25 protein-coding genes, 2 tRNA genes and 2 pseudogenes are annotated in these 26,649 nt (G+C 53.5%); 14 read left to right on the forward strand and 15 right to left on the reverse strand.

The features are described from left to right. Positions 1-77: 77 nt before the first annotated feature. The 12 genes and pseudogenes from QMD53_01890 to rpmH all read right to left on the reverse strand — a co-directional run bounded on the left by QMD53_01890 (position 78) and on the right by rpmH (position 8,836). Positions 78-989 (reverse strand): ParB/RepB/Spo0J family partition protein, encoded by a 912-nt coding sequence (locus QMD53_01890; protein MDI6799427.1) that lies wholly within the window; start codon positions 987-989, stop codon positions 78-80. Next, positions 982-1,752, reverse strand: coding sequence for an AAA family ATPase (locus tag QMD53_01895; protein ID MDI6799428.1), 771 nt, complete (start codon positions 1,750-1,752; stop codon positions 982-984). The genes QMD53_01890 and QMD53_01895 overlap by 8 nt, the downstream gene beginning before the upstream one ends. A 4-nt stretch (positions 1,753-1,756) precedes the next feature. Further along, the gene (gene rsmG / locus QMD53_01900) at positions 1,757-2,497 is read right to left on the reverse strand and encodes a 16S rRNA (guanine(527)-N(7))-methyltransferase RsmG (protein MDI6799429.1); all 741 of its coding nucleotides are present in this window, start codon (positions 2,495-2,497) and stop codon (positions 1,757-1,759) included. Next, positions 2,494-4,386, reverse strand: a complete 1,893-nt coding sequence (mnmG, locus tag QMD53_01905) for a tRNA uridine-5-carboxymethylaminomethyl(34) synthesis enzyme MnmG (GenBank protein MDI6799430.1) — start codon at positions 4,384-4,386, stop codon at positions 2,494-2,496. The genes rsmG and mnmG overlap by 4 nt, the downstream gene beginning before the upstream one ends. Positions 4,387-4,389: 3 nt before the next feature. Continuing rightward, positions 4,390-4,770 (reverse strand): annotated as a pseudogene (locus tag QMD53_01910) (FAD-dependent oxidoreductase). Positions 4,771-4,860: 90 nt separating this feature from the next. Then, positions 4,861-5,349 (reverse strand): annotated as a pseudogene (locus QMD53_01915) (FAD-dependent oxidoreductase). A gap of 92 nt (positions 5,350-5,441) precedes the next feature. After that, on the reverse strand, positions 5,442-6,824 hold the full coding sequence (gene mnmE / locus QMD53_01920; GenBank protein ID MDI6799431.1) for a tRNA uridine-5-carboxymethylaminomethyl(34) synthesis GTPase MnmE: 1,383 nt from the start codon (positions 6,822-6,824) through the stop codon (positions 5,442-5,444). Positions 6,825-6,920: 96 nt separating this feature from the next. Then, positions 6,921-7,346 (reverse strand): RNA-binding cell elongation regulator Jag/EloR, encoded by a 426-nt coding sequence (gene jag, locus QMD53_01925; GenBank protein ID MDI6799432.1) that lies wholly within the window; start codon positions 7,344-7,346, stop codon positions 6,921-6,923. Positions 7,347-7,447: 101 nt separating this feature from the next. After that, positions 7,448-8,113 (reverse strand): membrane protein insertase YidC, encoded by a 666-nt coding sequence (locus QMD53_01930; GenBank protein MDI6799433.1) that lies wholly within the window; start codon positions 8,111-8,113, stop codon positions 7,448-7,450. Between the two features lie 16 nt (positions 8,114-8,129). After that, positions 8,130-8,339 (reverse strand): membrane protein insertion efficiency factor YidD, encoded by a 210-nt coding sequence (yidD, locus tag QMD53_01935; GenBank protein ID MDI6799434.1) that lies wholly within the window; start codon positions 8,337-8,339, stop codon positions 8,130-8,132. Beyond that, positions 8,336-8,683, reverse strand: a complete 348-nt coding sequence (gene rnpA, locus QMD53_01940) for a ribonuclease P protein component (GenBank protein ID MDI6799435.1) — start codon at positions 8,681-8,683, stop codon at positions 8,336-8,338. The genes yidD and rnpA overlap by 4 nt, the downstream gene beginning before the upstream one ends. 12 nt (positions 8,684-8,695) lie before the next feature. After that, positions 8,696-8,836: a 50S ribosomal protein L34 gene (gene rpmH, locus QMD53_01945; GenBank protein MDI6799436.1), complete on the reverse strand. Its 141-nt coding sequence runs from the start codon at positions 8,834-8,836 to the stop codon at positions 8,696-8,698. 419 nt (positions 8,837-9,255) lie between these two features. Here rpmH and QMD53_01950 point away from each other — a divergent pair, with 419 nt between their 5' ends. The 14 genes from QMD53_01950 (at position 9,256) to QMD53_02015 (ending at position 22,099) form a co-directional block, all read left to right on the forward strand. Then, a complete protein-coding gene (locus QMD53_01950; GenBank protein MDI6799437.1) occupies positions 9,256-10,110 on the forward strand; it encodes an ATP-binding protein in 855 nt (284 codons plus the stop codon). Between the two features lie 4 nt (positions 10,111-10,114). Then, positions 10,115-11,464: a chromosomal replication initiator protein DnaA gene (gene dnaA / locus QMD53_01955; protein MDI6799438.1), complete on the forward strand. Its 1,350-nt coding sequence runs from the start codon at positions 10,115-10,117 to the stop codon at positions 11,462-11,464. Between the two features lie 213 nt (positions 11,465-11,677). Continuing rightward, complete coding sequence (gene dnaN, locus QMD53_01960; protein ID MDI6799439.1) at positions 11,678-12,781, forward strand: DNA polymerase III subunit beta; 1,104 nt, start codon at positions 11,678-11,680, stop codon at positions 12,779-12,781. Positions 12,782-12,817: 36 nt separating this feature from the next. Next, entirely contained in the window at positions 12,818-13,273 is a 456-nt protein-coding gene (locus tag QMD53_01965) for an AAA family ATPase (GenBank protein MDI6799440.1), read from the forward strand. A 51-nt stretch (positions 13,274-13,324) separates the two neighbouring features. Next, complete coding sequence (locus QMD53_01970) at positions 13,325-13,930, forward strand: hypothetical protein (GenBank protein MDI6799441.1); 606 nt, start codon at positions 13,325-13,327, stop codon at positions 13,928-13,930. Next, entirely contained in the window at positions 13,924-14,370 is a 447-nt protein-coding gene (locus QMD53_01975; protein ID MDI6799442.1) for a DUF721 domain-containing protein, read from the forward strand. The genes QMD53_01970 and QMD53_01975 overlap by 7 nt, the downstream gene beginning before the upstream one ends. A gap of 37 nt (positions 14,371-14,407) precedes the next feature. Further along, complete coding sequence (gyrB, locus tag QMD53_01980; protein ID MDI6799443.1) at positions 14,408-16,312, forward strand: DNA topoisomerase (ATP-hydrolyzing) subunit B; 1,905 nt, start codon at positions 14,408-14,410, stop codon at positions 16,310-16,312. A gap of 11 nt (positions 16,313-16,323) precedes the next feature. Next, entirely contained in the window at positions 16,324-18,789 is a 2,466-nt protein-coding gene (gyrA, locus tag QMD53_01985; GenBank protein ID MDI6799444.1) for a DNA gyrase subunit A, read from the forward strand. Beyond that, positions 18,779-19,222, forward strand: a complete 444-nt coding sequence (locus tag QMD53_01990; GenBank protein ID MDI6799445.1) for an archease — start codon at positions 18,779-18,781, stop codon at positions 19,220-19,222. The genes gyrA and QMD53_01990 overlap by 11 nt, the downstream gene beginning before the upstream one ends. A 90-nt stretch (positions 19,223-19,312) precedes the next feature. Beyond that, positions 19,313-20,692: an RtcB family protein gene (locus tag QMD53_01995; protein MDI6799446.1), complete on the forward strand. Its 1,380-nt coding sequence runs from the start codon at positions 19,313-19,315 to the stop codon at positions 20,690-20,692. A gap of 102 nt (positions 20,693-20,794) precedes the next feature. Next, positions 20,795-20,871, forward strand: a tRNA-Ile gene (locus tag QMD53_02000). 101 nt (positions 20,872-20,972) lie between these two features. Beyond that, positions 20,973-21,048, forward strand: a tRNA-Ala gene (locus QMD53_02005). A 160-nt stretch (positions 21,049-21,208) separates the two neighbouring features. Further along, positions 21,209-21,616, forward strand: a complete 408-nt coding sequence (locus QMD53_02010; protein ID MDI6799447.1) for a hypothetical protein — start codon at positions 21,209-21,211, stop codon at positions 21,614-21,616. A gap of 72 nt (positions 21,617-21,688) precedes the next feature. After that, positions 21,689-22,099, forward strand: a complete 411-nt coding sequence (locus QMD53_02015; protein MDI6799448.1) for a hypothetical protein — start codon at positions 21,689-21,691, stop codon at positions 22,097-22,099. A 1,031-nt stretch (positions 22,100-23,130) separates the two neighbouring features. Here QMD53_02015 and QMD53_02020 read toward each other — a convergent pair. Genes QMD53_02020 through QMD53_02030 form a run of 3 tightly spaced genes read right to left on the reverse strand, consistent with a single transcriptional unit; the run spans position 23,131 to position 26,644 of the window. Continuing rightward, on the reverse strand, positions 23,131-24,531 hold the full coding sequence (locus tag QMD53_02020) for a penicillin-binding transpeptidase domain-containing protein (GenBank protein MDI6799449.1): 1,401 nt from the start codon (positions 24,529-24,531) through the stop codon (positions 23,131-23,133). Further along, positions 24,528-25,799 (reverse strand): FtsW/RodA/SpoVE family cell cycle protein, encoded by a 1,272-nt coding sequence (locus tag QMD53_02025; GenBank protein ID MDI6799450.1) that lies wholly within the window; start codon positions 25,797-25,799, stop codon positions 24,528-24,530. The genes QMD53_02020 and QMD53_02025 overlap by 4 nt, the downstream gene beginning before the upstream one ends. After that, complete coding sequence (locus QMD53_02030; protein ID MDI6799451.1) at positions 25,796-26,644, reverse strand: Stp1/IreP family PP2C-type Ser/Thr phosphatase; 849 nt, start codon at positions 26,642-26,644, stop codon at positions 25,796-25,798. Before QMD53_02030 ends, QMD53_02025 begins: the two co-directional genes overlap by 4 nt. Between the last annotated feature and the right edge of the window lie 5 nt (positions 26,645-26,649).

Genomic DNA, 26,649 nt, shown 5'->3' on the forward strand with positions numbered 1-26,649 from the left:
TTTTACGAAGGGGGCCGGAAAAGGATATGTGGACTCATCCTCTCTTTAGAATTTAAGGGAGTTGTCTCGGCTCTATGCTACTCGGCCTCTTCGAGGTCTTGGTCGAAAGAGCTTGAGCCCATGACCGTTCGAAATATCCGCTCCAAGTCGTTTAATGACTTGAAGTCTATCTCTATCTTGCCCTTTTTTTCGGTCATCTTGATCCTGACCTTGGCAGAGAGCTTTTCGCTAAGGCTCCTCGCCATGGTCCTAAAGGCCTTGGGTTGAAGGGGCTTGGGGCCAGCGGCCTGCCTGCTGGAGGATAGAGATGACATCTTGACCGTGCTCTCAGTCTGGCGAACGGACATGCCCTCCTCCAGGATCCTTCTGGCCAGCTCGATCTGTCTCTCCTCATCGTCTAGGGAAAGAAGGGCTCTGGCGTGGCCGGAAGAGATTTCGTTCTTCTCCAGCATGGTTCTTACTTCGGCGGGGAGCTGCAATAGCCTGAGCGAATTGGTTACAGCAACCCGGCTCTTTCCCACGATGGCCGAGAGATCGCCCTGGGTCAGACCAAACTTCTCTATCAACTCTTTAAAGCCCTCGGCCTCCTCGATGGGACTTAGGTTCTCTCTCTGTATGTTCTCGATGAGGGCGAGTTCGAGCGATTCGATATCGCTGGAGTCCTTGACGATTGCCGGGATGGCCTCAAGACCAGCATCGGCAGCTGCCCTTAGCCTGCGCTCGCCGGCTATCAGTTCGAATCCTAACCCCTTGGTTCTGACCATGACCGGCTGGAGCACGCCAAACTGTTTGACCGATGAGACCAGTTCTTCGAAAGCCTTGGGGTCGAATTTTTTTCGCGGCTGGTTTGGGTTGGGCTCGACGGCCTTGATCGGTATCTCTTTTAAGATCGAGGAGTTTAAGATCGAGGAGTCGCCCCTTTCTTGGCCCTCTTGAGCCGCCGGAATCAGTGAATTTAACCCCTTGCCGAGGCCCCTTTTATTAGCCACGATCCATCACTTCCTTCGCGAACCCCTGGTAGGCAAGGGAGCCCTGACAGACCGGATCGTAGATGGTTATCGGCTGACCAAAACTTGGGGCCTCGCTCAGCCTGACCGTTCTTGGAATTATGGTCTTGTAGACCTTGTCCTTAAAATATTTGGCGACCTCGTCTACGACCTGCTGCGAGAGCTTGGTCCTTGAGTCGTGCATGGTCATTAAAACGCCAGCGATCTCGAGGTCGGGGTTGAGGTGCTGGCGTATCAACTTTACGCTCTCCAAGAGCTTGGAGAGGCCCTCTAGGGCGTAGTATTCGCACTGTATCGGGATTATGATCTGGTCGGCGGCCGTCAGAGCGTTCACGGTGAGAAGGCCCAGCGAAGGAGGACAGTCGATCAAAATATACTCGAAGTCTTCTCTCAAGGGTTCTATCGCCCTTTTAAGTTTGGTCTCTCTTGAAATGGTCGAGACCAGTTCTATCTCTGCGCCGGCCAGCTGGATGGTGGCCGGGACGACGAATAAGTTTTCGATCTGGGTCGACTCTATCAAATCCTTTATGGGAGCCTCTTCTATAAGGGCATTATAAACGCAGCTGCTCCTGCTCCCCTTGTCCAAACCAAGCCCGCTGGTCGAGTTGCCCTGTGGGTCCAAGTCGACCAAGACGACCCGCCTTCCGGCCTGGGCCAGACAGGTTCCCAAGTTTATGGTCGTCGTGCTCTTTCCGACCCCGCCCTTCTGGTTTACGATGGCTATCGCTCTGCTTTTTCTGTTCATGTCTTCACCCTTTATCGGCCCCGCCTAGGGGCCTCTTCTTTGGAATCCCAGCCCTTCTGGGGTATTGCTTGGGCGTGGGAACCAGTTTTTTTATTATCACGATTGTTCTTTTGGCTTCAACGAAAGGAACGTCTATCTCTCTTGCGGAGACCATGGCGCCCCCAAGCTCGTTTGCTCCCCTCTCTGCCGCGTCGATCTCGCTCAAGCTCAAGTTTGCTTTCTGGGCCAAGAGCGAACCGCCGATCTTAAGGATGGGTAAGGCATATTCCGCCAGAACAGAGAGGGGCGCAACCGCTCTTGCTAGAGCCAGGTCGAACTGCTCTCTGTTGTCCCTATTTATACCATAATCCTCGGCTCGGCAACAGACCGCCTGGATCCCATCAAGGCCCATTCTCTCTATCAAGCCCTGTAAAAAATCAACCTTCTTCTTGATGGAGTCCAAAAGAATCGTGTTTAAGTGGGGAAAGGCTATCTTTAGGGGCAGGCCCGGAAGGCCTGCCCCGCTTCCGATATCTATCACCCTCTCTGTGCAAGAGAAGTCGTGGACGAGCTTAAGGCTCAAGGAGTCAAGGAAGTGCTTGCTGGCGATCTCCTCCTCTTCGGTTATGGCGGTAAGGGCGGCCCTCTTGTTCCCTGCTACGATCTCGTCCAAAAAGATCTCAAAAAGCTTCATCTTTTCCTCATCAAGCTCGATCTTTAGGGCGCCAGCCCCCTTGACGAGAAGATCTCGGCTCTTCGCTCTCATTCGTCCGCACTCCGCTTTTTCCGCTCCAAGTGGATCAACAGCGCCAAGGCATCGGCCGGGGTGACTCCGGGAACCCGGGTGGCCTGCCCCAGCGAACGGGGGCCGACCCTGGCCAGGCCCTCGCGCGCCCTAAAGGAGAGGCCGTGAAGCTCGTGGAAGTCTGTCCCCTCGGGGATGAGCCTCTCTTCCATCTTCTTTTGGCGCTTTACCTGTTCCATCTGACGCTTGGTGTAGCCTTCGTATTTAATCTCCGTCTCGACAATTTTCTTGGCATCTGCCGAGACCTTCTCTCCTTTACGAAAATCTTCGTAAAGTTTAGGAAAGGATGCTTCGAGCTCATCGTGGCAGACTTCGGGTCGGCGCAGGATCTCGGCCAGGCTGGTCGGCCTCTTTATCCCACTGCTTTTCAGGGCTCTCAATGCCTCGTTGTTGGCCTGGCTTGGAACGAGCCTTGTGCTTTTAAGGCCGGCTGTCTCGACAAGAATGGCCCTCCTCTTCCTCTCCACCAGCTCCATCCTCTCTTTGGAGATGAGGCCAAGCTCGTGTCCTATCTTCGATAGCCTAAGGTCTGCGTTGTCTCCTCGCAAGATGAGCCGATGTTCGGCCCTTGAGGTATACATGCGATAGGGCTCGGCATGCTCCTTGGTCACCAGATCGTCTACGAGAACTCCCATGTAGGCCTGGGAGCGCTCCAGGACCAAGGGGGGCTTCCCTTTGACCTTTAGGGCGGCATTTATTCCGGCCAGAAGACCTAGGGCAGCCGCCTCTTCATATCCGGTCGTGCCGACTACCTGGCCGGCCATAAAAAGGCCGTCTACCAGCTTGGTCTCCAGATTCGGCTTGAGCTGGCTCGCGATGACGTAGTCGTATTCGACGGCATATCCCGGTCTAACCATCTTTGCCCTTTCGAGGCCGGGGGTGGATCTGACCACCTCCAGCTGCGCCTTGGCCGGAAGTGCCGTGGTGAGCCCTTGCAAGTAGACCTCGTTGGTCTCCAGGCCCTCGGGCTCGATAAAGACCGGGTGGCGGGCCTTTTCCGGAAAATTTACAACCTTTCTGTCGATCGAGGGACAGTTTCTCGGGCCGCGACTCTCTATAATTCCGGTCTTAATCGGAGAGAGATGCATCAGACCAAGAAGTTTCTTGTGCGTCGCCTCGTTGGTATAGGTGAGGAAGCAAGGAATGTTGGGCGTCTTCCTGGGCTTGGAGGAGCCGGAGAAGCTCAAGGGGCCCGGGTCGCCGGGCTGAATCTCCATTTTCGAATAGTCGACGCTCCTTCCATCCAGCCTTGGAGGGGTGGCCGTCTGAAGCCTTCCCAGCTCAAAGCCAAGCTCCTTGAGGCTTCCGGAAAGCGCTCTTGCAGGCGCTTCGCCCATCCTGCCCCCCGCTATCTCAGTGTCGCCGATGACCAGGCGGCCATTTAGAAATGTGCCCGTCGTCAGGATGACCACGGAAGACCGATGGCCCCGCCCGTCCTCCAGTTCGACCCCAAGGATTCCCGTCCCTTCCTTTTTGATTCCGCTTACCGTTCCCGGAATTCGAGAGATACCTGCCCGCAAAAGGAGCTTTGCCATCTTGGCACCATATTTCCGTTTGTCTATCTGAGCTCTCAGTGCCTGGACGGCAGGGCCCTTGCTCCTATTTAACATCTTGATCTGGATCAGCGTCTCATCGGCGAGCCTAGCCATCCACCCACCCAGAGCATCAATCTCTTTTACCAGATGTCCCTTGCCGATCCCTCCGATAGATGGGTTGCAGGGCATCAGGGCCACCCTCTCCGCATCCATGGTTATTATGGCAACCCGCAGACCCATCCCAGCTGCAGCCAAAGCTGCCTCAGAGCCAGCGTGACCTGCTCCAATGACGATGCAATCGAAGGGTTTTTCCATCTAGCCCCTCTTCCTCTCCACCAGCTCCATCCTCTCTTTGGAGATGAGGCCAAGCTCGTGTCCTATCTTCGATAGCCTAAGGTCTGCGTTGTCTCCTCGCAAGATGAGCCGATGTTCGGCCCTTGAGGTATGCATGCGATAGGGCTCGGCATGCTCCTTGGTCACCAGATCGTCTACGAGAACTCCCATGTAGGCCTGGGAGCGCTCCAGGACCAAGGGGGGCTTCCCTTTGACCTTTAGGGCGGCATTTATTCCGGCCAGAAGACCTAGGGCAGCCGCCTCTTCATATCCGGTCGTGCCGACTACCTGGCCGGCCATAAAAAGGCCGTCTACCAGCTTGGTCTCCAGATTCGGCTTGAGCTGGCTCGCGATGACGTAGTCGTATGCCCTGCTTGTTGATGTTGAGATTTTGTCTTTAGGGGGCGCCCCTTGCGACCTTGCGGGGCAAAGCCGAAAACCAAATTCTGTCAGGTCTTCTTTAAGATTTTTTTTGCGTCTGGACATGGTAAGAAAGGTGAAGCCGAGAGAGGCTTTTGGGGCTTTATGGCTTGGAGGGAGCCCCCCCGTCGCAAGGAGGACGGTCTTGGCGCCAATGTTTCCCCCGAACATGGTTTTGACTCCAGCGGCTCTTCCCTCCTTAACGATCAGCCCATCGACCAGATCCTGCCAAAAGGAGATATTGGAAACCTCTTCTAGCGCCGTCTTTGTGTCGACTAAATGCTCTCGTTTCAAGGAGCGAGCCTCCCTGGCAACCTCATCTTGGCCGTCCCCGCCTTTAAAAGGAAAGGATCCGCTGACAAGCTCGATCTCTCGAAGCAAGGCCCCCCTTGCGGCCTCGCTAAAAGAGGGAGGATCTTCTCGGCGGATATTGTTGTCTAGCGAGAAAGAGACCATCAAAACCCTCATGCCCATGCGGGCTGCTGCCCAAGCTGCGCGGGCCCCACACGGGCTTGCCCCAACCACTATCAAATCATATCTTTCTATCTTTTGCTCCTTTGATTCAACGCTATTTGCCAAAAGTTCTCGTCATGAGAACTTTTGGCAAATAGCGCTCTTCACTTTCCGATGCAGAACTTTGAGAATATCCTGTCCAAGAGCTCATGGTCGGCGCCCACACCCATTATCCCCTCCAGGCTGTCTATAGCCTCTTTGATGAAGAGGGCGACGCACTCCTCGGGCTCCTTCGTCCGCAGGCCACTCTCGGCCCGGTCGAGGCTGGCCCTGGCCTCATTCAGCGCCTTGTAGTGCCTTGCATTCGTTATCACGATCTCATCCTCTGCCATCTCGGATCCCAAGACGGCCCCGCCGATGAGCTCTTTTAGCTGTTCGAGCCCTTGGCCGAATTTTGCAGAGACCGAGATGCTCCCTTTGGCTGAAAAAATCCTCTCTGCCTGGGCAACCGCCGTCTCCAGCGCCGCGTCGGATTTATTCAAAACAACAATTGTCTTGTCTGGATCAAGCCGAGAGAAAATCCCGCAATCCTCCTCGCAGATCTCTTCGCTCGAGTCGAGAACAAAGAGGGTCAATTCCGACTCCGCCACAAGATCCAGGCTCTTGGCTATGCCCTTCTCTTCCGCTTCGTTCTCGGGTCTCCTGATGCCCGCCGTGTCGTTGATGACGACGGGAAGGCCGCCTATTTCCATCCCCTCTTCAATCACATCCCTGGTCGTTCCCGGAAAATCGGTCACTATGCATCTGTCTTGGCCCGTAAGGGCATTGAGCAGACTCGACTTCCCGACATTAGTCCGTCCTATTAAGGATATGACTGCCCCCTCCCGCAAGATGCGCCCTTTTCCCCAGGTGGCAAGGAGCTCGTCTATCCTTTCCAAAAGGTCTTTTGTAAGCCCTGCTCCCTCTTCGTGAAGCAAGGGGGGGATGTCCTCCTCGGAAAAATCAATGTTGCACTCCAGTGCAACCAGGAGGTCCCATGCGCCGCACAGAACCCCTTTAATCCTTGAGGAGAGCGCGCCCTTGAGCTGCCTGTGCGAGGCGGCTAGGCTTCGTGCCGTTTTGGCGTTGATGGTGTCGATGACGGCTTCGGCTTGGGCCAGATCTATGCGGCCATTCAAAAAAGCCCTTTTGGTAAATTCTCCTGGTTCAGCCGGTCGCGCTCCGGCCTCAACCAGGGCGTGAAAGGTCTCCCGCAAAGGGATTCTGCCGCCATGACAGTTGATTTCGATGGTGTCTTCTCTGGTGTAGGTGGCAGGTCCCTTCATCGCCGAAACCAGAACCTCATCTATGGTGTCGGCCCGGCCCGGATGAGCAATATAGCCGTGAACGATCCTGTGGGTTGCCTCTCCGAGGTCCGTGCCCCTGGGGGAGCGAAATAGCTTTTCGGCTATCTCGAAAGCATCTGTGCCGCTCATCCTGACGATGCCTATTCCCGAGCTGCCGGGGGGGGTGGAGATGGCGACGATGGTGTCCTTTTCCTCTTTCATATCGCCTCAGAATTACTGGGGTATTTCCAGCTAACCACCCTCGGGCAACTAGCTGTTTCACGTGAAACATGGATCTCTGTTCGAATATGCGATCCCTCAGTCCGGGCGAATTATAACCCTTCTTTCGGGATCAACGCCATCGCTTTCCGTCTTAACTCTAGGATCGTCGTGCAGGCTCTCGTGGATTATCTTGCGCTCAAAAGCGCTCATGGGCCTGAGCGAAACGGGCCGCGCTTCGCGGACTGCCTTTTCGGCCATCCTTTCGGCCAAGCTGGCTAGCGAGGTCTCCAGGCGAGCCCGGTACTCCTCTATGTCCAAGGATATGAAGCGCTTATTCTCCTCGTCTTTGTTCTCAACGATTGAAAGTATGAGCTGAAGGGCCTGAAGGGTCGAGCCCCGTCTGCCGATTATAATTCCCAGGTCGTCTCCGCTAATGCTGTACTTTAGGACGCCCTCCGTTTCTTCGCAGTCAACCTCGGCCTCCAGCCCAAAGGCGTCCAGTACTTTTTGAAGAAGATTCATTCCTTTTTCCAACGATTATTCCTCCGTGGAAGACCGATTGTTTCCGTCTGGTTGGCCGCTAAGGCGGGTTTCTCTCGCGACTCTTACAAGCCCCGCCGGGGCTAGTTCATCGCCCTGGCAATGGCCTGATGCTGAGCGACGCTCAACATATTATATACGACCCAGTAGATGAGGACGCCGGCCGGAAAGCTCAAACAGATGACTATCATAAATGCCATCATCGGCAGCATCATCTTGTCTTGTTGCGGGTCCGTCGAAATAGCTTTCTGCATACCGTATTGGCTGATTATTACCAACAAGAAGAGTACGACGAACGGCCCTATTGCTGTGGCTTTGCCGCTCGAAAGTGCCGTCTTGAAGCTAGTTGTCAAGCTTGGAATGCCGAGGAAGCTCGCCTTTTCAAGTGTTTCGGTCAAGGGCCCGCCTGAGGAGAGGAGCCTAAAGAGCGCGAACAATATCGGAAGCTGGAGGAGAAGCGGAAGACATCCGCCAAAGGGGTTTACCTTGTTCTCCTTGTAGAATTTCATCAGCTCTTGGCCCTGCTTCTCCTTGTCGTTTTTGTGCTTCTCTTGGATCTTTTTAACCTCGGGTTGCCACTTCTTCATCCCCTCAGTGGCCCGGACTTGCTTGACCACCAGGGGGGTCATCAATAATTTTACCAAAACGGTCAGCGCAACAATTGACCAACCCCAATTATTAATGTAGCCATTGAAAAGCTTTAAAAAGAAGAGCAAAAGATCTATTATTGGCGTTAAAATTTGAGACACTTCTCACCTTCCTTGTCTATTTTAAGGGATCATGGCCCCCATCAGAGAACGGATGGCACCTTAAGAGCCTCTTCGTTGCCAAGGCCGCTCCTCTTGCCGGGCCGTATTTATCGACCGCCTCGATGGCATACTGGGAACAGGTTGGAATGAATCGACATCTTGGGGGGAGCACTGAGGAAACCGTTCTTTGATAAGCTCTTATTATAGCAATAATAATTTTTTTCATTTAATAAGATCTTCCGCTCTTCTTGTGAGCCTTCTAAGCGCTTTTTCAATCTCGTGATAGCTCTTTCCTTTTATCTTTCTTCTGGCAATAAACACTATATCGGTGGACTTATTAAGCTCCAGCCCACTCAAACGAAACGCCTCTTTGAGGCGTCGCCTTATCCGGTTCCTCTCAACCGCCCCTCCGAGCTTTCGGCTGACCGAATAGCCGACCCGGCTCTGGCCGGTGCCTCCGTTTTTTAAAATTAACATCACCAGGAGGTCATTTTTTATGGCCCTGCCTTGAGCATAGACCTTTTCAAAATCTCTCTTGCTTTTCAGGCTTGCCGTTTTGCTTTCGCCCATGCCTGGCCCCTGTCAGGCTGAGATCTTGGCCCTTCCTTTTCGGCGCCTTGCGGCCAGGATTGCTCGGCCAGCCCTCGTGCTCATGCGCTTTCTAAAGCCGTGGGTTTTTTTTCTTTTTCTTACATTGGGCTGAAATGTTCTCTTCAAGTATATCTTCCTTCTCTCGTTTAGCTTGCCCGTTAAAACTGAGTAATTATAGCGTGGGCCATTTGGGGTGTCAAGAAAAATGAGGCATTCTTGACATTAAAAAACCTGTTAGTCGGCGCCCTTCTTCTCTCCCGCCCTAGTCACCAGCGGCAAAATTTTGATATAATTTATTGGAAACTTTGGCGCTTTTTGAAGCGGCTTGAAAAGGATGAAAAGAGACTCTCGCCCCGAAAGGGCTTTTCTTCTCTGTTTTCTAAGCCTTTTCATTTCTTTCCACATCTGTGGAAAGAAATGTGTAAAAGTGCGCCATTAGCCCTGTTGGCATGCTTCATGAAAAAATTAATCTTTGGCTGAAGCTTAAGACGTCCTTGGTCCGGTGAGCTCGGCCGAACTCTTTGCGGGCCCCATCTTGGGCGGATACTTTTGTGGAGGAAGCTGTGAACAAGTTTTTGGAGAGGGTCCTGTCCGAAAAAGAAGATGCTAAAAAAGAGAGCCTCGCTCGGGAGGCCGCCCCTTCTTGCGCTGAGGAGAAGGGGGCCTCTTCCTTCAGGGGGTTTGCGCGAATAGCAATATATGACTCTCTCTCTTCGCCGCCACAGATAATTGAGCTCTCCTGCCAGGACCGCCAAGAGTTCATCGATTCTCTGGGAGCCAAGATATATCAGCTCTCTCACGAAGGGGGCGGGAACGCACCCTTTGCCGCCATCAAGGAGCTGGTCGAAAACCTCATACACGCCTCCTTTAAGGAGGTCGTCGTCACGATCCTAAACAAGGGGAACACCATAAGGATAGCCGACCAGGGGCCGGGAATCGCAAATAAAGACAAGGCCCTTGAGCCCGGTTTCTCGACTGCCACCAGCGAGATGAAGCACATCATAAAGGGGGTCGGCTCGGGCCTTCCAATCGTAAAAGAAATAGTGGGCCTATCAGGTGGGGTCATGAAGATAGAGGACAATCTTGTATCTGGGTCGGTAATAACCATGGAGTTTAAAAAGATCCCCGAGCTGGGCGGGGTAGAATTGCCCGCCAAAAAGAAGCCTTCTCCCCTTACGATGACGCTTTCCAATCGGCAAAAAAAAGTGTTATTCTTAGTTGCTGAGGTCGGCCCAATCGGTCCCTCAGAGATGGCCTCTGAGCTAAGCATGAGCCTTAGCACTGCCTATAGAGACTTAAGGTCTCTAGAGGACTTGGGACTACTTAGGGCTGACGACAGGGGCCGAAGGGTCTTGTCCCAAGAGGGCGTCGACTTTATGGAAAACTTTTTCGACCAAACAGGGTGATTTCTTGCAAGCAGACATCGCGGAGGCCTGGAAAGAGGCCGTAAAACAATTAAAGGCTGGGATGAGTGCTCCCATATCGAAGGCTTGGTTCGATAACACCTCGGCGGTTGATATGTCAAATGGTGTCGTCTTTATATCGGCTCCCAATAATTTCATCAAAGAGTGGCTCGAGACAAGACACGTCGACTCAATAAAAGAGACCCTGTCGGCTATCTTAAACGAGGATGTGCTCGTAAGCTTCATTTCTAAAGAGTTAGAAGGGGTCGCCACGTCGCCCAGGACCAAGATTCAATCAAAACCGCCAGAGACCGAGGCGAGGGGTGGGGCCGGCCTCTTAAATTCAAAATATACCTTCGAAGCTTTCGTGATCGGAAGCAGCAACCGGTTCGCCCACGCCGCCGCATTGGCCGTGGCGGAGCTTCCTTTTAAGGCTTACAACCCGCTGTTTATCTATGGCGGCGTGGGCCTTGGAAAGACTCACCTGCTGCAGGCTGTCGGCAACTATGTCTCCCAGCATAACCGCGAACTTAAAATTAGGTATGTTTCGACGGAGAAATTTACCAACGACTTCATCAGCTCAATTGGAGATAGGGGCAAAATCTCTGGTTTTCAAAATAAATATCGCAAAGTTGATGTGTTGATGATAGACGACATCCAGTTTATAGCCGGCAAGGAGGCGACCCAAGAGGAGTTCTTTCACACATTTAATAATCTATATGAAGCGAATAAGCAGATGGTTATCACTAGCGACCGCCCACCAAAGGATATCTCAACCCTAGAAGACCGCCTTCGTTCGAGGTTTGAGTGCGGCCTCATCACCGATGTCCAGCCACCTGATCTGGAGACAAAGATAGCCATTTTAAAGAGAAAGCTTAGCGATAACGACGTCGTCTCTTTCGAGGTTTTAGAGTTCATTGCTTCCAGGGTCCACTCGAATATTAGGGAGCTTGAGGGGGCGCTGACTAGGGTTCTTGCCTTTTCCTCCTTCACAAAAACCCCGATAGATATTAAGCTCGCCGAGGAGGTTTTAAGGAATATATTCTCAAACAAAGAGAGCCGACCGATATCGATTCAGGCCATACAGAATGAGGTCTGCCGCTTTTTTGGGATTTCAAAAACCGAGCTCGTCGGAAGCCGGCGGAGTCAGCCGATTGTTTATCCTAGACAGATTGCTATGTACCTATCGAGAGAATTAACTGATATGTCTCTTCCAAAGATCGGCGAGGAGTTTGGTGGAAGAGATCACACAACGGTGATGCACGCCAATTTAAAGATAGAAAGGCTAATAAGCGAAAGGCGGGAGATATATAACCAGATTCAGGAGTTAATTAATAAGATAAAACAGAGATCTTAATAACTCTAAGCCTGTTGATTATTTGTGTATCAATTATTAACAATTTTGGGATTTAAAAATTTCACAACTTTTATTAATAGTTCTAAATAATTTATTAGATGTTTGTGAACAATTAAGAGACGGGGCAAGCTCTGTAATTAACAATTCAACAAGCTCTAATATTATTACTATTTTTATTTATTAATATATCAATCAATACTAAGAGGTGTTTAAATGTTTATCACTTGTGAGCAGAAAGAGTTATTGGAAGAGATTCAAGTAGTTCAAAAGGCCGCATCCATCCGGAGCACCCTCCCCATCTTAAGCGGCATACTTTTTAGCGCTTCGGCCGGCAGGCTACATCTTACCACCACCAACTTGGAATTATCTATACATTCCAGCCTGCCGGCCGAAGTCAAAGAAGAGGGATCTTTAGTCGTTCAGGCTCGCCTAATTGGAGAGATCATTAAAAACCTTTCTGATTTAAAAATAGAAATGTTTTTAGATTCCTCCACAAACCAACTAAAATTAACCAATTCCAAGTCGGTCTTCAATATAAAAATCCTTTCGCCAGAGGACTTTCCAAAGTTTCCCACGGCCGAGTTGGACAATCAGTTCACCATCAAGTCGGAAGACCTCTCTAACGCTATAAGACAGGCCATAAAAGCCGCCTCTATTGATGAGACTCGGCCCATCTTGACCGGCGTCCTTATTGTAGTAAATAAAAATAGGTTAAAGATGGTTGCCACCGACAGCTATCGTTTAGCCATAAAAGAGATCCCAATAATCAACAAAGAAGACGTCAAGATAAAGGCCATCATTCCCTCAAGAACGCTCGGGGAGCTTCTTAAGATTGTCTCTGATGGACGGAGCGAAGTAGTGGTGGGAGAGATGGGAAATCAACTCGCCTTTAAGATTAAAAATACCACCCTGATAACTCGGCTAATAGAGGGGCAGTATCCAAACTATCAACAGATCCTCCCAGAAAAGTATGAGATGAATTTTGTGGTGGATCGAGAAAATCTTCTTGGCGCCGTAAAGAGGATATCCTTATTTACCCAAAGCAACTCTTTAATAAAAATGGCGGCAAGAGATGGCTCTCTTGAGCTCAGCGCCTCTGCTGCTGAACTTGGTGAGGCCAAAGAGGCAGTAGATTATAGGGGGACGGGAGACGGATTGACAGTGGCCTTTAATAGTCAATATCTGATCGACGGCCTTAGTAGTATTCAGGGAGAGGAGGTATCCTTTGATATGATAGACAACATGAAACCGACCTCAATCACAGGAGACAAGAAGGATGACTTCCTCCACCTCTTAATGCCGGTTAGAACCGGATGATAAAATATATTATTATATTAAAAAATAGGAAAAAGATTGCATCTTTTTAGAGCAGAGCTCCTCAGCTTTAGAGGTCACAAAGAGGCTTCATTCGAGCCCATCCCTGGCATAAATGTGATAATCGGTGATAATGGCTGCGGCAAAAGCAACCCGCTAGAGGGAATCTTCGTCCTTATGAGAGGGAGGTCCTTTGGGACGAGCCAAGACGATGCTTTGATTCAACTCGGAGAGAGGGCGTCGGTAATTAGGGGGAGGTTTAAGGGAGAGAAGAGAGACTCTAAAATCGAAATGGGCATAAATGCTGACGCCGGAAAAGAGATTAGACTGAACGGCTTAAGGCTGGAGAAATTAAAAGATCTTAAGAGTTCTTTTGGAATAGTCACCCTCTCTCCTGAGGATCTTAAGCTCGTCAAAGGTGGCCCCGAAGAGAAGAGGGCGCTCATGGATGAGGCTGGGGGGCCCTTGGCCCAAAATATGACCATGCGAGGATGAGCCCTTTTAAGGTTTTAAAGCAACGAAACAACCTCTTAAAACAGATCAAATTTGGGAGAGCAGGCCCGCTCAAGCCCTGAGATATGGAACGAGAGACCGATCATAACCGGAAAGAGGTTGATGGATGAGAGAAGAGAGACGGTTCAGCCTTTGAGCGAAGTCTGTCAAGATGTCTTCAATGAGATTTACGGCCAGAGGCGCAGCCTGAGCCTAATGTGTTCGAACGAAATCTTTAAAAAAGACTCTCCGTCGAGGAGCCTCTCAAAGACCTCTTGGAAAAAGGGGGGGGCCGATGAGATTGAAAGGGGAACAAGCCTCATCGGCCCCCATAGAGACGACCCAACGATCCTTCTTGGGGGAAAAGAGGGGCCCAGGCCATATGTCTCCCAGGGCGAACAGAGGGCCATCAGCTTGGCCCTGAGGCTGGCCCACTATGAGCTCTTGTGTAGAGATGAACACGGGATGAACCTGTTTCTAATGGACGACGCCATGTCGGAGATGGACGAGAAGAGAAGAGACAACCTCTTAAATTTCATCTCCGGGCTCAAACAGACCACAATCACCAGCACAAATCTCTACTACTTCAAGGACGAGCATCTTAAAATGACGAACCTGATTGAAATGGGAGAAGGCGAGAGGAAGAGCAAGGCTTGTTGAGGGACATCAAGGATGTTTTACGAGACCTAATATCCGACCTCAACATGGGCAAGCTGATGGAGGAGGCCAGGATCGTAAGGGGCTGGAGAGATATAGTCGGCGAGCACGTCGCCGAGAATAGCTCCCCAATCTCGCTTGTGCGCGGCACCCTCTTGATAGGAGCCTACAATTCAGCCTGGTCGAATCAGCTCAGCATGATGAGGACAGGCCTCGTGGAGGAGATAAACAGCCACCTTGGCAGAGAGGTCGTAAAAGAGATAAGGTTCAAGCTGATCGAAAAGGCGAAGGAGGAGAGCGATGAGGCCGCCCCCGAAGAACGCACGAGTCTTTTTGGCGAGGGAGAGAAAAAGAAGATTCTTGGCGATCTCTTGTTAAATGTCGAGGATGCTGAGGTGAGAGAGAGCCTAAAAAGGGCCATTTTCCTAGATGATCAAAAATGATTAAAAGCAGACACATTTTTTAGCGGGAGGAAAGCGATTGAGCTCTGCGGAGTATAGCGCAAAAGATATAACCGTTTTAGAGGGCCTTGAAGCGGTCAGAAAGAGACCGAGCATGTATATCGGAAGCACCGGCCCCAAAGGCCTCCACCACCTCGTTTACGAGGTGGTGGACAACAGCATCGACGAGGCCCTGGCCGGCTTCTGCACCGCCATCGAGATCTATGTTCACGGAGACAACTCGGTAACCGTTATCGATAACGGAAGGGGAATCCCGGTCGAAAATATGGCCGGCTACAATCGGCCGGCCCTCGAAATCGTTTTGACCAAGCTCCATGCTGGCGGCAAGTTCGGTGGGAGCGGCTATAGGGTTTCGGGCGGCCTTCACGGCGTCGGCATATCGGTGGTGAACGCCCTTTCAAAATCGCTCATGGCCGAAGTCTGCCGAAGCGGCAAGGTCTTTAGACAGGGCTACGAGCGAGGCATTCCCACGGGCGAAATGGTTGAAATGGGCTCATGCAAAAAGAGCGGGACCAAAATAACCTTTCTGCCCGACAAAGAGATCTTCGACGACATCATCTTCGATCTCGACATCCTCTTGCAGAGGTTCAAGGAGACGGCCTTCTTAAACAAGGACCTCAAGATCAAGGTGGTCGATGAGCGGCCAAGCGAACCCATCGAGGTCGCTTACCAATATTGGGGAGGGATCATCGACTTCGTCGGCCATCTGAATGGAAACAAAGAAATTGTCCACAAAAAGGTCATCTATATCGAGGCCGAGGAGGGCGGCAACTTCATGGAGGTGGCCGCCCAATACAATACCGGCTACTCCGAAGGCATCTTCACCTTCGCCAACAACATCAATACCCACGAGGGCGGAACCCATTTGAGCGGCCTTCGGGCTGCCCTGACCAGAACCCTAAACGACTATGCTAGGGCCAAGGGTTTTTTAAAGGAGAAGGACGAGAACCTGACGGGCGAGGACATCAGAGAGGGCCTCACCCTGGTCCTTAGCGTGAAGCTCTTCGAGCCCCAGTTCGAAGGACAGACCAAGACCAAGCTTGGCAACAGCGAGATAAGGGGCTTTGTCGACGGCGCGGTCTCGGCGGGGCTTTCCGAATTTTTGGGGGAGAACCCGAAGGAAGCAAAGGCGATAGTCTCCAAGGCGGTCTCGGCCTCGCTGGCCAGACAAGCCGCAAGGAAGGCCAGGGAGATCACCAGAAGGAAGGGACTGCTCGAAAATACCTCGCTTCCGGGAAAGCTTGCCGATTGCTCCAGCAAGGACCCGGCCGCCTCCGAGATCTTTTTGGTCGAGGGCGATTCGGCCGGCGGCTCGGCCAAACAGGCCAGAAACAGGGAATTCCAGGCCATCCTTCCCTTAAAGGGCAAGATATTAAACGTGGAAAAATCGAGGATCAACAAGATACTCGGCAGCGAGGAGATCAGAGTCATCATTTCGGCCCTCGGCACCGGCATCGGCGAAGAGTTTGACCTGGACGGGGCCCGCTACCACAAGGTGATAATCATGACCGACGCCGACGTCGACGGCGCCCACATCCGCACCTTGATCCTAACCTTCTTCTACCGCTACATGCAGCCGATGATCGAGGCTGGCTATGTCTATATCGCCCAGCCCCCGCTATACAAAGCGAGCAAACAGAAGAAGGCGACCTATGCCTATGGCGACAAAGAGCTGGAGGAGGTCTTGCTCGAAATGGGCAAGGAGGGGACGACCATCCAACGCTACAAGGGTCTTGGAGAGATGAATCCCGACCAGCTCTGGGAGACGACGATGGATCCGGAAGAGAGGACGCTCCTTCGGGTTACCCAAGACGACGCTGTTGCGGCCGACGAGATTTTCACCATCCTCATGGGAGACCAGGTCGAGCCGCGCAGACAGTTCATAGAGAAACACGCCAAAAGCGTTCGCTTCCTGGATATATAGGAGAATAATAGATGTCATCACGAGCGCAGCTTTTTGGAAACAAAACAGAACCGGTCTACATCGAAGAGGAGATGAAGCGCTCATACATCGATTACGCCATGAGCGTGATCGCCGGGCGTGCCCTGCCCGATGTGAGAGACGGCCTTAAGCCGGTCCACCGCCGCATCCTCTACGGCATGTACGATCTTGGCATGGTTCCGGGCAAGCCCTATATGAAGTGCGCCCGCATCGTAGGAGAGGTTTTGGGAAAGTATCACCCCCACGGCGACAGCGCCGTCTATGACGCTCTGGTTAGGATGGCCCAAGACTTCTCCTTGAGATATCAGCTCATCGATGGCCACGGAAACTTCGGCTCGGTCGACGGCGACAGCCCGGCCGCCATGCGCTATACCGAGGCTCGCCTCTCCAAGCCGGCCATGGAAATGCTGAAAGACATCAACAAAGAGACGGTCGATTTCGCCCCCAACTTCGATGAGACCCTGAGCGAACCGACGGTTCTGCCCTCGAGGCTTCCCAACCTCCTTATCAACGGCTCCTCGGGGATAGCCGTCGGCATGGCGACCAACATTCCGCCTCACAACATGGCCGAGGTCATCGATGCCGTCGTCATGCTGATCGATAAACCAGAGGCCGGCATAGAGGATCTGATGACTCAGATTAAGGGACCAGACTTTCCTACCGGGGGACTCATCGTCGGCACGGCCGGCACAAAAGAGGCCTATCGGACCGGGCGCGGCAACGTGATTATGAAATCCAAAACCCACATCGAAGAGACGAAATCGGGAAAGCACAGGATCATCGTGACCGAGATCCCGTTTCAGGTCAACAAGGCGCGTCTGACCGAGAAGATTGCCGAGCTCGCCAGGGAGAAAAAGATAACCGAGATAAGCGACCTGCGCGACGAGTCCGACAGGAGCGGCATGCGTCTGGTCATCGAGCTGAAGAGGGAGGCCGTTCCCAAGGTCGCCTTAAACAAGCTATTCAAATATACCCAACTCAAAACGACCTTCAATATCATAACGCTGGCCCTGGTCGACACGGCTCCCAAGGTCCTCAACTTGCTCGAGGCCCTGAAGTACTACCTCGACCACCAGAGAGAGATCATCGTTAGAAGGACGAGGTTTGATCTGGCCAAGGCTGAAGCCAGAGCCCACATTTTGGAAGGGCTTTTGGTTGCCCTGAACAATTTGGACGAAATGATAAAGCTTATCAAGTCGTCAAAGACGGTCGATATCGCCCGCTCAAGCATCATGGAGCGCTTCTCTTTGAGCGAGACTCAGGCCCAGGCCATTTTGGATATGCGCCTACAGAAGCTGACCGGCCTTGAGCGCGAGAAGATAGAGACCGAACACAAAGAACTCCTTGAGGCGATCGCCGAGCTCAAAGCCATCTTGGCCGACGAGAAGAGAGTCTACGCCATCATCAAGAGGGAAATCCTTGAGATCAAGACGAACTATCTCGACGAGAGGCGCACCAAGATAGTTCCGGCCGAGGATGACTTGGAGGAGGAGGACCTCATTGCCGAAGAGCAGATGATCGTCTCGATAACCAATTCGGGCTACGTCAAGCGCTTGCCCGTCGAGACCTACCGCCAGCAGCAACGGGGCGGCCGCGGGGTCATCGGCATGAATCTCAAGGACGGGGACGTGGTCGAGCACATGTTCGTCTCCTCAACCCACGATTACGTCCTCTTCTTCTCCAACGAGGGCAAGGTCTACCGGGTCAAGGTTCACGAGCTCCCCTTGGGCAGCCGCACATCCAAGGGGCAGGCCATCGTCAACATCCTTCCCTTTGGGCCGGGCGAAAAGATAGCGGCCGTCATCGCGGCCAAGGGTTTTGAGCAGAGCAAATATATCATAATGGCGACCAAGCTCGGTCTGGTCAAAAAGACCGAGCTCAAAGAGTACGACACCGCAAGGCGTGGCGGGATAATTGGTTTGAACCTGAAAGAAAATGACGAGTTAATAGGGGTCAAGCTGGTAGATAAGGATGACAGAATAATCCTCGTCTCCGAGCTGGGTCAATCGATTTGTTTCGACGAGAGCGACGTTCGTCCGATGGGCCGGGCCGCCTCGGGGGTCAAGGGGATCACCCTAAATCTGGCCGACGTGGTCCTTGCGATGGACGTCGTAAGAAACCTCGGCGAGCTCTTCGTCGTCACCAATAACGGTTATGGCAAGCGGACACCGATCACCAAATACCCGGCCCAGGCTCGGGGCGGAAAGGGCGTTCGCACGATCAAAAAGTTTGAGAGCGGGGAAAGGCTGGCCGGGGCCAAGGTGGTAAGCGATGAGCACGAGATCATGCTCATCTCGGCCGAAGGCTTGGTGATCAGGACGGCGGCCAAAGGGATAAGCCGGATGGGCCGGAGCACCCGCGGGGTTAGGGTCATCAACCTTAAAGAGAACGATGTGGTGAGCACGGTCGCCAAAGTGGCCAGCGCCAGGGCCTCAGAGGAAAACGGGGATGGAGTCTGAAAAAAAGGAGAGCCGCCCCAGGCCCTTTGAGGTTATAGAACATACGGCTGATGTCGGGATAATCGGCTACGGCGGGGACCTAAAAGAGGTTTTTGAAAACACCGCCATCGGCATGTTCAGTCTAATTACAGAACTTAACGCCGTTTCAAAAGATCTTGAGATTCAAGTGGAGGTCGAAGCGGAAGATGTTGAGGGACTGATGGTGGCCTGGCTTAACGAATTGATCTATCTCTTCGAGACCAAGGGGGTTCTATTTAAAGAGTTCGACATCCTGGAGCTCAGCGAAGAGGGGCTAAGGGCCGTGGCCCGCGGCGAGGAGTTAAATCCTATCAAACATGAGATCAAAACGGAGATAAAAGCAGCCACCTATCATATGCTCAAAGTGGAGAGCGAAAAAGAACGCTTAAAGAGCCGAGTCATATTTGACGTTTAGCCCAGTAAAAAAAGGGAGGCGGTTGCAATCAAGGGCATCGAAAAGATCGGCGAGTATTGCTACAGAATCCCCAAAGAGACCCGAAGCGACATGTTGGTCGACGGGATAATATTCTCCGACGAAAGCCTTTTTGCAACGGACGAATCGTCTAAGGCGCTGGAGCAGGTGGCTAACGTCGCCACCCTTCCCGGAATAGTCAAAGCTTCCTTTGCTATGCCCGATATCCATTGGGGATATGGCTTTCCCATTGGCGGGGTGGCCGCTGTGCGAGAAGAGGACGGCTTCATTTCGCCAGGCGGGGTTGGCTTCGACATCAGCTGCGGGGTCAGGCTCCTGAAGACGTCCATGATTGCAAGCGAGATAGAGCCCGATCTAAAATCCCTTATGCACGAGCTCTCCCGAAACATCCCCAAAGGGCTTGGGCGCAAAGGAAAGATCTCGCTTAACCAGAGCGAGCTCGAAGAGGTGCTGGACAAGGGGATCGAATGGGCTCGAAAGCGGGGATTTGCCAGTAAAGACGAGACGAATCGCATCGAGGAGAGCGGGCGGCTGGCCGGTGCAGATCCTGGCGCGGTCAGCAAGAGGGCCTTCGATCGAGGCGCTAGTCAGTTAGGCACGCTCGGCTCGGGCAACCACTTTTTAGAGGTGCAGGAGGTGACCGAGATTTTTGATTCGGCCAGCGCCAAGGCTTTTGGAATATTTAAAGGTCAGCTTATGGTCATGATCCACTCCGGCTCAAGGGGCCTTGGTCATCAGGTCTGCACCGACTACGTCAAGGTGATGGACGGGGTGGTCAAAAGAATGGGCCTTACCCTGCCAGACCGCCAGCTCGCCTCCGCCCCCATCGCTTCACCTGAGGGACGCAATTACTATGGAGCAATGGCGGCTGCGGCCAATTATGCCATGGTCAACAGGGGGCTTCTGGCCTTCTGGGCCAAAGAGTCCTTCGAGAGCACCTTCTCGGCGACCGCCAAAGAGATGGGCATCGAGCTTCTCTACGACGTCTCTCACAATTTGGCCAAATTCGAAGAGCATGTGGTGGACGGCAAGCAGATGAAGCTATGTGTTCACCGAAAGGGGGCCACCAGGGCCTTTGGGCCCAGCCTCTTGCCCAAAGATTCTCCCTATAAAGAGATCGGTCAGCCGGTCATGATCCCTGGGGACATGGGGCGAGCCTCCTACGTATTGCTTGGGACGGAGGAGTCAGAAGAGAGGGCCTTCAGTTCGACCTGTCACGGGGCGGGGCGCGTCATGAGCCGCACCCAGGCCAAGAAGAGCATCGGGCTGGACCAGTTGAGAAAGGACCTCGAAGAGAGGGGAGTCATCGTCTTGGCCGGGCAGAAATCAACCCTGGCCGAAGAGGCTCCGGGCGCCTATAAAGACGTCGATAGGGTGACTCTGGTTTGTGAAGGTGCCGGCCTCTCTAGGCGAGTGGCCAAGCTGCGGCCACTTGGCGTGATAAAGGGCTAGGGAGCTTGGCCGCTCGGGATAGAAAAAATTAAACAGAACGCTAAGAAGTGTTTGATATATTTTAGTTTGCTGGTTAAAATAATGAGGCTAGATTTTGAGAGCGGGCCTATAGCTCAGTTGGTTAGAGCGCACCCCTGATAAGGGTGAGGTCAGTGGTTCGAATCCACTTAGGCCCACCATTTGAGAGAAGAGGCTATAACGCAAAAGGCGCGCAGAGCATATTTGGCGCCTTTGTTAATGGAGTCTCTTTGGGCCTTCTCTTAAGGCCGATTGGCGAGTTGGGGGATTAGCTCAGCTGGGAGAGCGCCGCCCTTGCAAGGCGGAGGTCGTCGGTTCGAATCCGATATCCTCCACCAACCACGCTCCTTGCGCGGATCCCTTTCGAGCCAACCTCTTTTCGAAACCCACCTCACCCACGATCTGTAGTAGCACGGGCTTTTGGTGGGATGGGGAAAAAGAATCCCTCATACAATCGAGGCCCAAACGGGCACGAGCCTTTGGTCGGCCTCTTTTGCTTTGGCCGAAAGCTCCGCCCTCTTCGCCGATGGTCAGGATGACCGTCCCGCCTATAGCGATTTTTTCACCGACGGCCGGGTCCTGGTCCAAGACGTAGCCCGTAACGTTATCTGGAATTTCAGAAGGATAATCATAGTCTACCAGAAGCCCAAGGTTTTCAAGCTTGGCTGTTGCTCCCTCCTCGGTCATCCCCTTGACGTTAGGCATATTTATAAAGGGCTGACCCTTGCTGATCTCCAAGGTTACGGTCTCTCCCGCCGCGATCTCTTCGCCGGCCGCCGGGGTCTGGCCGACGACTCGACCTATTTCAAGCGGACTGTAGACCTCTTCTATCTCTGGCACCAGGCCAAGTCGTTCCAAGAGCCTTACGGCCTCATCTTTGCTATTGCCAGCGAGATTGGGCATTAGCATCGGGCCCCCCTCGCTCACGATTAAATCGATCTTGGTGCCGGGAGGAACTTTTTTATTAGCTTTTGGAAGTTGGCCTATGACAGTATCCTTCTCCGCCTCTTCGTCCGCCACAACGTTGACTTTTCCAAGAGCAAGGCCAGCCCGAGCTATGGCCTCGATGGCTTTATCGCGGGTCATGCCCTCCACGTCGGGAACGGTTACGGCGCTCTCGAGCGTGACAGTAACCGAGCTCCCCTTTCTGACGCTTGCGCCTGCCTCAGGGTCCTGCTCGACCACCCGGCTCTTTCGATCATCCTCTTTGAAATCATTTTCATTTGCAAGCTTAAGGCCGGCCTCATCCAGAAGGGAGACGGCCTCTTCCAGGGTCTTATCGCCAAGGTCCGGAACGACCACCCGCCCTCCGAAGAGAAGATTAAAGATCAGAAAGGCGCCCAGAAGGACGGCCAGCCCAAGGGCTCCGAGCTTAAAATAAGGGGTTAAGTTTTTTCGCCTCTTCTGATTCGGCCCTCTGCGAGGGGCTGGGGCGGCCTCTGTGAGCGGCATTATGCGGGTCTGCCCCGAGTCGGTTTCGACGGGCGGAGGCGGCTGTTTTATGGGCAGGTCCTTTGAGATGCTCAAAAGGTCCTGTTTCATCTCTTCGGCCGAATGATAACGACCGGCCGGATTCTTCTCGAGCGCCCTCAAGATGACTTGCTCTAAGGGCCTAGAGATCTCACTATTCAATAAAGATGGCGAAAGCGGCTTCTCTTGGACCTGCTTCATGGCGACGGCCACCGGGCCATCCCCCTTGAAGGGGAGCTGGCCCGTTAAGGCCTCGTAGAGGACTATGCCAAGCGAGTAGATATCGGTAGCGCGGCCGACCTCGATACCCTGAGCCTGCTCGGGGGAGATATACTCGGCCGTGCCCATAACCGAGCCGGTCTGGGTCATTGAAGCCCCTCCGGCTCTGGCTATTCCGAAATCGGCCACCTTAACCTGACCGTGAGGCGCAATGATTATGTTTTGCGATTTTATGTCGCGGTGTATGACGCCCCTTTGATGGGCGAAACCTAGGGCCGAACAGACCTGTATCGCCATCTCAAGCGTCTCGTCGACGGGCAAGGGGGCCTGAGCCTCAATGAGCTGCTTTAAGTTCCAACCCTCCAGGTACTCCATTGCTATGAAATAGGTCTCGTCCTCGTGGCCCCAGTCATAAATGTTTACGATGTTGGGATGATTTAAGCCCGCAGCCGCTTGGGCCTCGACCTTGAATCTGGCGACGAAGTTGGTCTCCTGTGCGAACTGGGGATGGAGGACCTTGATGGCCAGGGTGCGGTTTAGGACCGAGTCCTCAGCCCTATAGACGTCGGCCATGCCGCCTTTGCCGATCTTCTCTATGACGTTATATCTCTTGCCAAAAGTCTTTCCGACCATAGTGATTGCCAAAGCCACCCTTCAAGAATAACTTATTCTATCAGATAGAAAAAAAATCCAAAAGGAGAAATGAGGTCCTTTTTAATGGGGCGTAGCCGTCATTCGCTCTCTTTAAGGGCCTCTTTTAGCACGAGCTTTGCCAAGGGAGCCGAAACCCTGCCACCTTGGCCCCCATTCTCTACCAAAACGGCGACCGCAACCCTTGGGCGGTCGGCTGGGGCAAAGCCCACGAACCAGCCGTGAGGCTCGCCCTTGGCGAGCTCGGCCGTTCCCGTCTTTCCGGCCACCAGGACTCCGCCCACTCTGGCGGCCGCGGCCGTTCCGCTCTTAACTACCTCGACCATCATCTCGGAGACGGCCGCGGCCGCCATAGGCCCTATTGGCCGGCCAAGTTCTTTTGGCTCGGCCTTAAAGATCGATTCCCCGCTCGGCCTCAATATCTCCTTGACGAGAAAGGGCTTCATCATGCGGCCGTCGTTCGCGATCGCTGAGGCGCAGAGGGCCATCTGAAGCGGGCTGACAAGCAGCTCTGCCTGGCCGACGGCGCTCCAAGCCAGCTCGACCTCGTCCATCTCGGCTGCCTTTGGAATTCGACTCTCCTTGACGGCCAGCTCGAAATCGATCTTCTCATTGAAGCCGAACCGCTCCGCGTAGTCGACTAAGCCCTTGGCTCCCAAGTCGAGACCGACCTGAGCAAAGACGGTGTTGGCAGAGAGGGCAAAGGCGCTTTTTAGGGAGAGCGTGGAGTAGTCCTTCTTATCATAATTTGAAACGATGTTTCCCCCAACCTTAAGTTCGCCGGGGGCCGGATAGACTGAGCCCAAGGTGGCCTTGCCGGAATCCAGAACCGCCGCCGTGCTCAGCATCTTAAAGGAAGAGCCGGGAGGGTAGAGACCCTGGGTGGCTCGATTTAGAAGAGGTGAAGAGGGGTCATCTATCAAGGTAGACCAGCTATCGTCAAGCAGCATCGGATCGAAGGTCGGGCTGGTGGCCATGGCCAGGATCTCGCCCGTCCTTGGGTCTATGGCAAGAATCGCTCCCACCTTGCCCTCTAGAGCCGCCTCTGCGACCTTCTGGACGGGAAGCCGGATCGAGAGGACGACATCGTTTCCGGGCGGGTCGTTTCCGGCCAGCCGATCGAAGAATTCTTGGGCCGTATCATCGCCCGATCTTGCCAGCAGATAGTCGTTAAAGGCGAGCTCGATGCCGGAGCGGCCATACTTGATGCTGTTGAAGCCGATGACGCTGGAGGCCGTCTCGCCAAGAGGATATAGCCTCTTGAAAGACCCGTTAGAGGCGACACTCTCGGCAAAGACGGCCCCGTCGGCCGAGAGTATCCGGCCCCGCTCGACCTGAGCCTCTTCGGCTAGAGCCCGCCGGTTGGCGGGACTGGACAATATTCTTTTGGCTGCAAAGGCCTGAAGATATGAGAGATTCAAGATTATAAGGATGAAGGAGAGGGAGAAAAAGAGCCCCATCAGCCTAAGTCGCCTATTCATTCGCTCAAGGCCTCCTTGGGAGCCGAGATCACGAGCAACAGGCCGAGCAAGATGAAGTTGGAGAGGATGGAGCTTCCTCCATAGCTCATGAAGGGCAGGGTTATGCCGGTGAGCGGTATCAGCTTGGTGGTGCCGGCCATGATTATACAGGCCTGAAGCGAAAAGATGGTTATTAGCCCAAAGGCGAGATATTTTCCGAAATCATCCCGGGCTCTTAGGCTGATCTTAAAGCCCCGATATGCCATGAGCATATAGGTCAGAACGACGGCCACTCCACCAAGAAGCCCAAGCTCTTCGGCCAGAGCCGAAAAGATAAAATCGGTATGTACGGCCGGAATTAGGGAGGGATAGCCGTTTCCAAGCCCGGATCCGAAGACGCTCCCGCTCGATACGGCAAAGAGGGACTGGACGATCTGATAGCCCTTGCCATCCGGATCGGTCCAGGGATTGAGCCAGATGTCGACCCGGGTCTGGATGTGAGTGAATATGAAATAACAGAATATGGCCCCGGCGGCAAAGAGAAGTGCCCCCGTGATGATGTAGGCGGGTCGGCCTGTGGCGACATAGATCATGGCAAGGAAGGTCCCAAAAAAGAGGAGAGAAGATCCGAGATCCTTTTCAAGGATCAGAATGACGAGCGAAATCAGCCACATCATGATGAGTGGGCCGAAGTGTTTTATGTCGGGAATCTCCACCCCCTTAACTTTTCTTTTGGCCAGAGAGAGGAGCTCTCCCCTATCCTTCAGGTAGGCGGCCAGAAATACTATTATGCAGAGCTTGGCGATTTCCGCCGGCTGAAAGGAGAGCGGGCCGAGCCTCAGCCAGAGCTTGGCACCGTAGATCTCGCGGCCGAAGAAGGCCGGCGAGAGGAGGAGCATTATCGAGATGAGGGCAAAGACGTATTTGTAGTTCTCGAGCTCACGATATGGGACTCTCTCGAAGAAGAGCAGAGTCAAAGTCATGGCCAGTATCCCGACGCCCGCCCAGAGGAGTTGGATCCAGACCAGGCCCGGCTTGAGCCGATAGATGGCGAGCGTCCCGAGCGATGTCAAGGCGAGGGCGAGCGGGAGCATAAAATAATCCGCCCTGGGAGCGAAGAAACGGCAAGCCATATGGGAGGCGACGGCCAAAAGGAGAAAGATCGAAGTGAAGAGGAGAGAGCCGGGCGAGATAAAACCATGGGTGGCCAGGTCCAAAGAGATGGTTCCCACGAAGGTGAAGGCCACCACCAAGATTAACAGGCGAGCCTCTACGTTTCTCGCCCTCACGACAAGGCCTCTTTGAGGCTGGATAGCGAGGCCAAAATAAGCGTTATGACCAGAAAGAAGGCAACGAAGCAGCCGGGGTTCATTTGGGGCAGCGGCACAGAATTCTTCTTGGTCGTCAAGGTATCAAAGGTGAGCCCCTCTTCTTCGAGGTATTCGACCAAGACCACGGTGACGTTATCCCTGCCGCCTTGGCGGTTAGCCGCAGAGACGAGCTCCTCGCAGACGGCCTGGGGCTCCTCTTTCTTGCCCACTATCTCAAGGATCTCGGCGTCGCTCAACATCGAGTTCAAGCCGTCGCTTGCCAAAAGGAGGCGGTCGCCGTCTTTCAGCTTTAGGGTGAACACGTCCGGATCGGCCATTGCGCTTGCCCCGAGCGATCTGGTTATGACGCTTCTTAAGGGGTGGAGGTGGGCCTCTCTGCTCGTCAGCTTGCCCTCGGCTACCATCTGGGCTACCAGCGAGTGGTCCTGGGTCAACTGGACCAGCTCTCCGCCGCGCGCAAGATAGGCCCGGCTATCACCAATGTGCCCGATATGAGCCGCCCTGTTGCTTATGAGAAGGACGGTCAAGGTCGTTCCCATCCCCTTGAGCTCGGGGCTAACGATGCTCCTTTGATAGATGCCCCGATTGGCCCTCCTCATCGTCGAGAGGAGGTTCTTTTTTGGATCGCCCTCCATCTTTAAGCTCTTTGCTATCGAGATGAGGGCCAACTTGCTCGCTATCTCGCCACCCTTGTGGCCGCCCATGCCATCGGCCACGGCAAACAAGTTGCCGCCCGCGATATAGGCGTCTTCGTTGACCTCTCTAACCATTCCGATATCGGACTTAGCCCCGAAACTTATCACCCGTC

The organism is Actinomycetota bacterium (assembly GCA_030017835.1).
Classification (GTDB): domain Bacteria; phylum Actinomycetota; class Aquicultoria; order UBA3085; family Oleimmundimicrobiaceae; genus Yes70-04.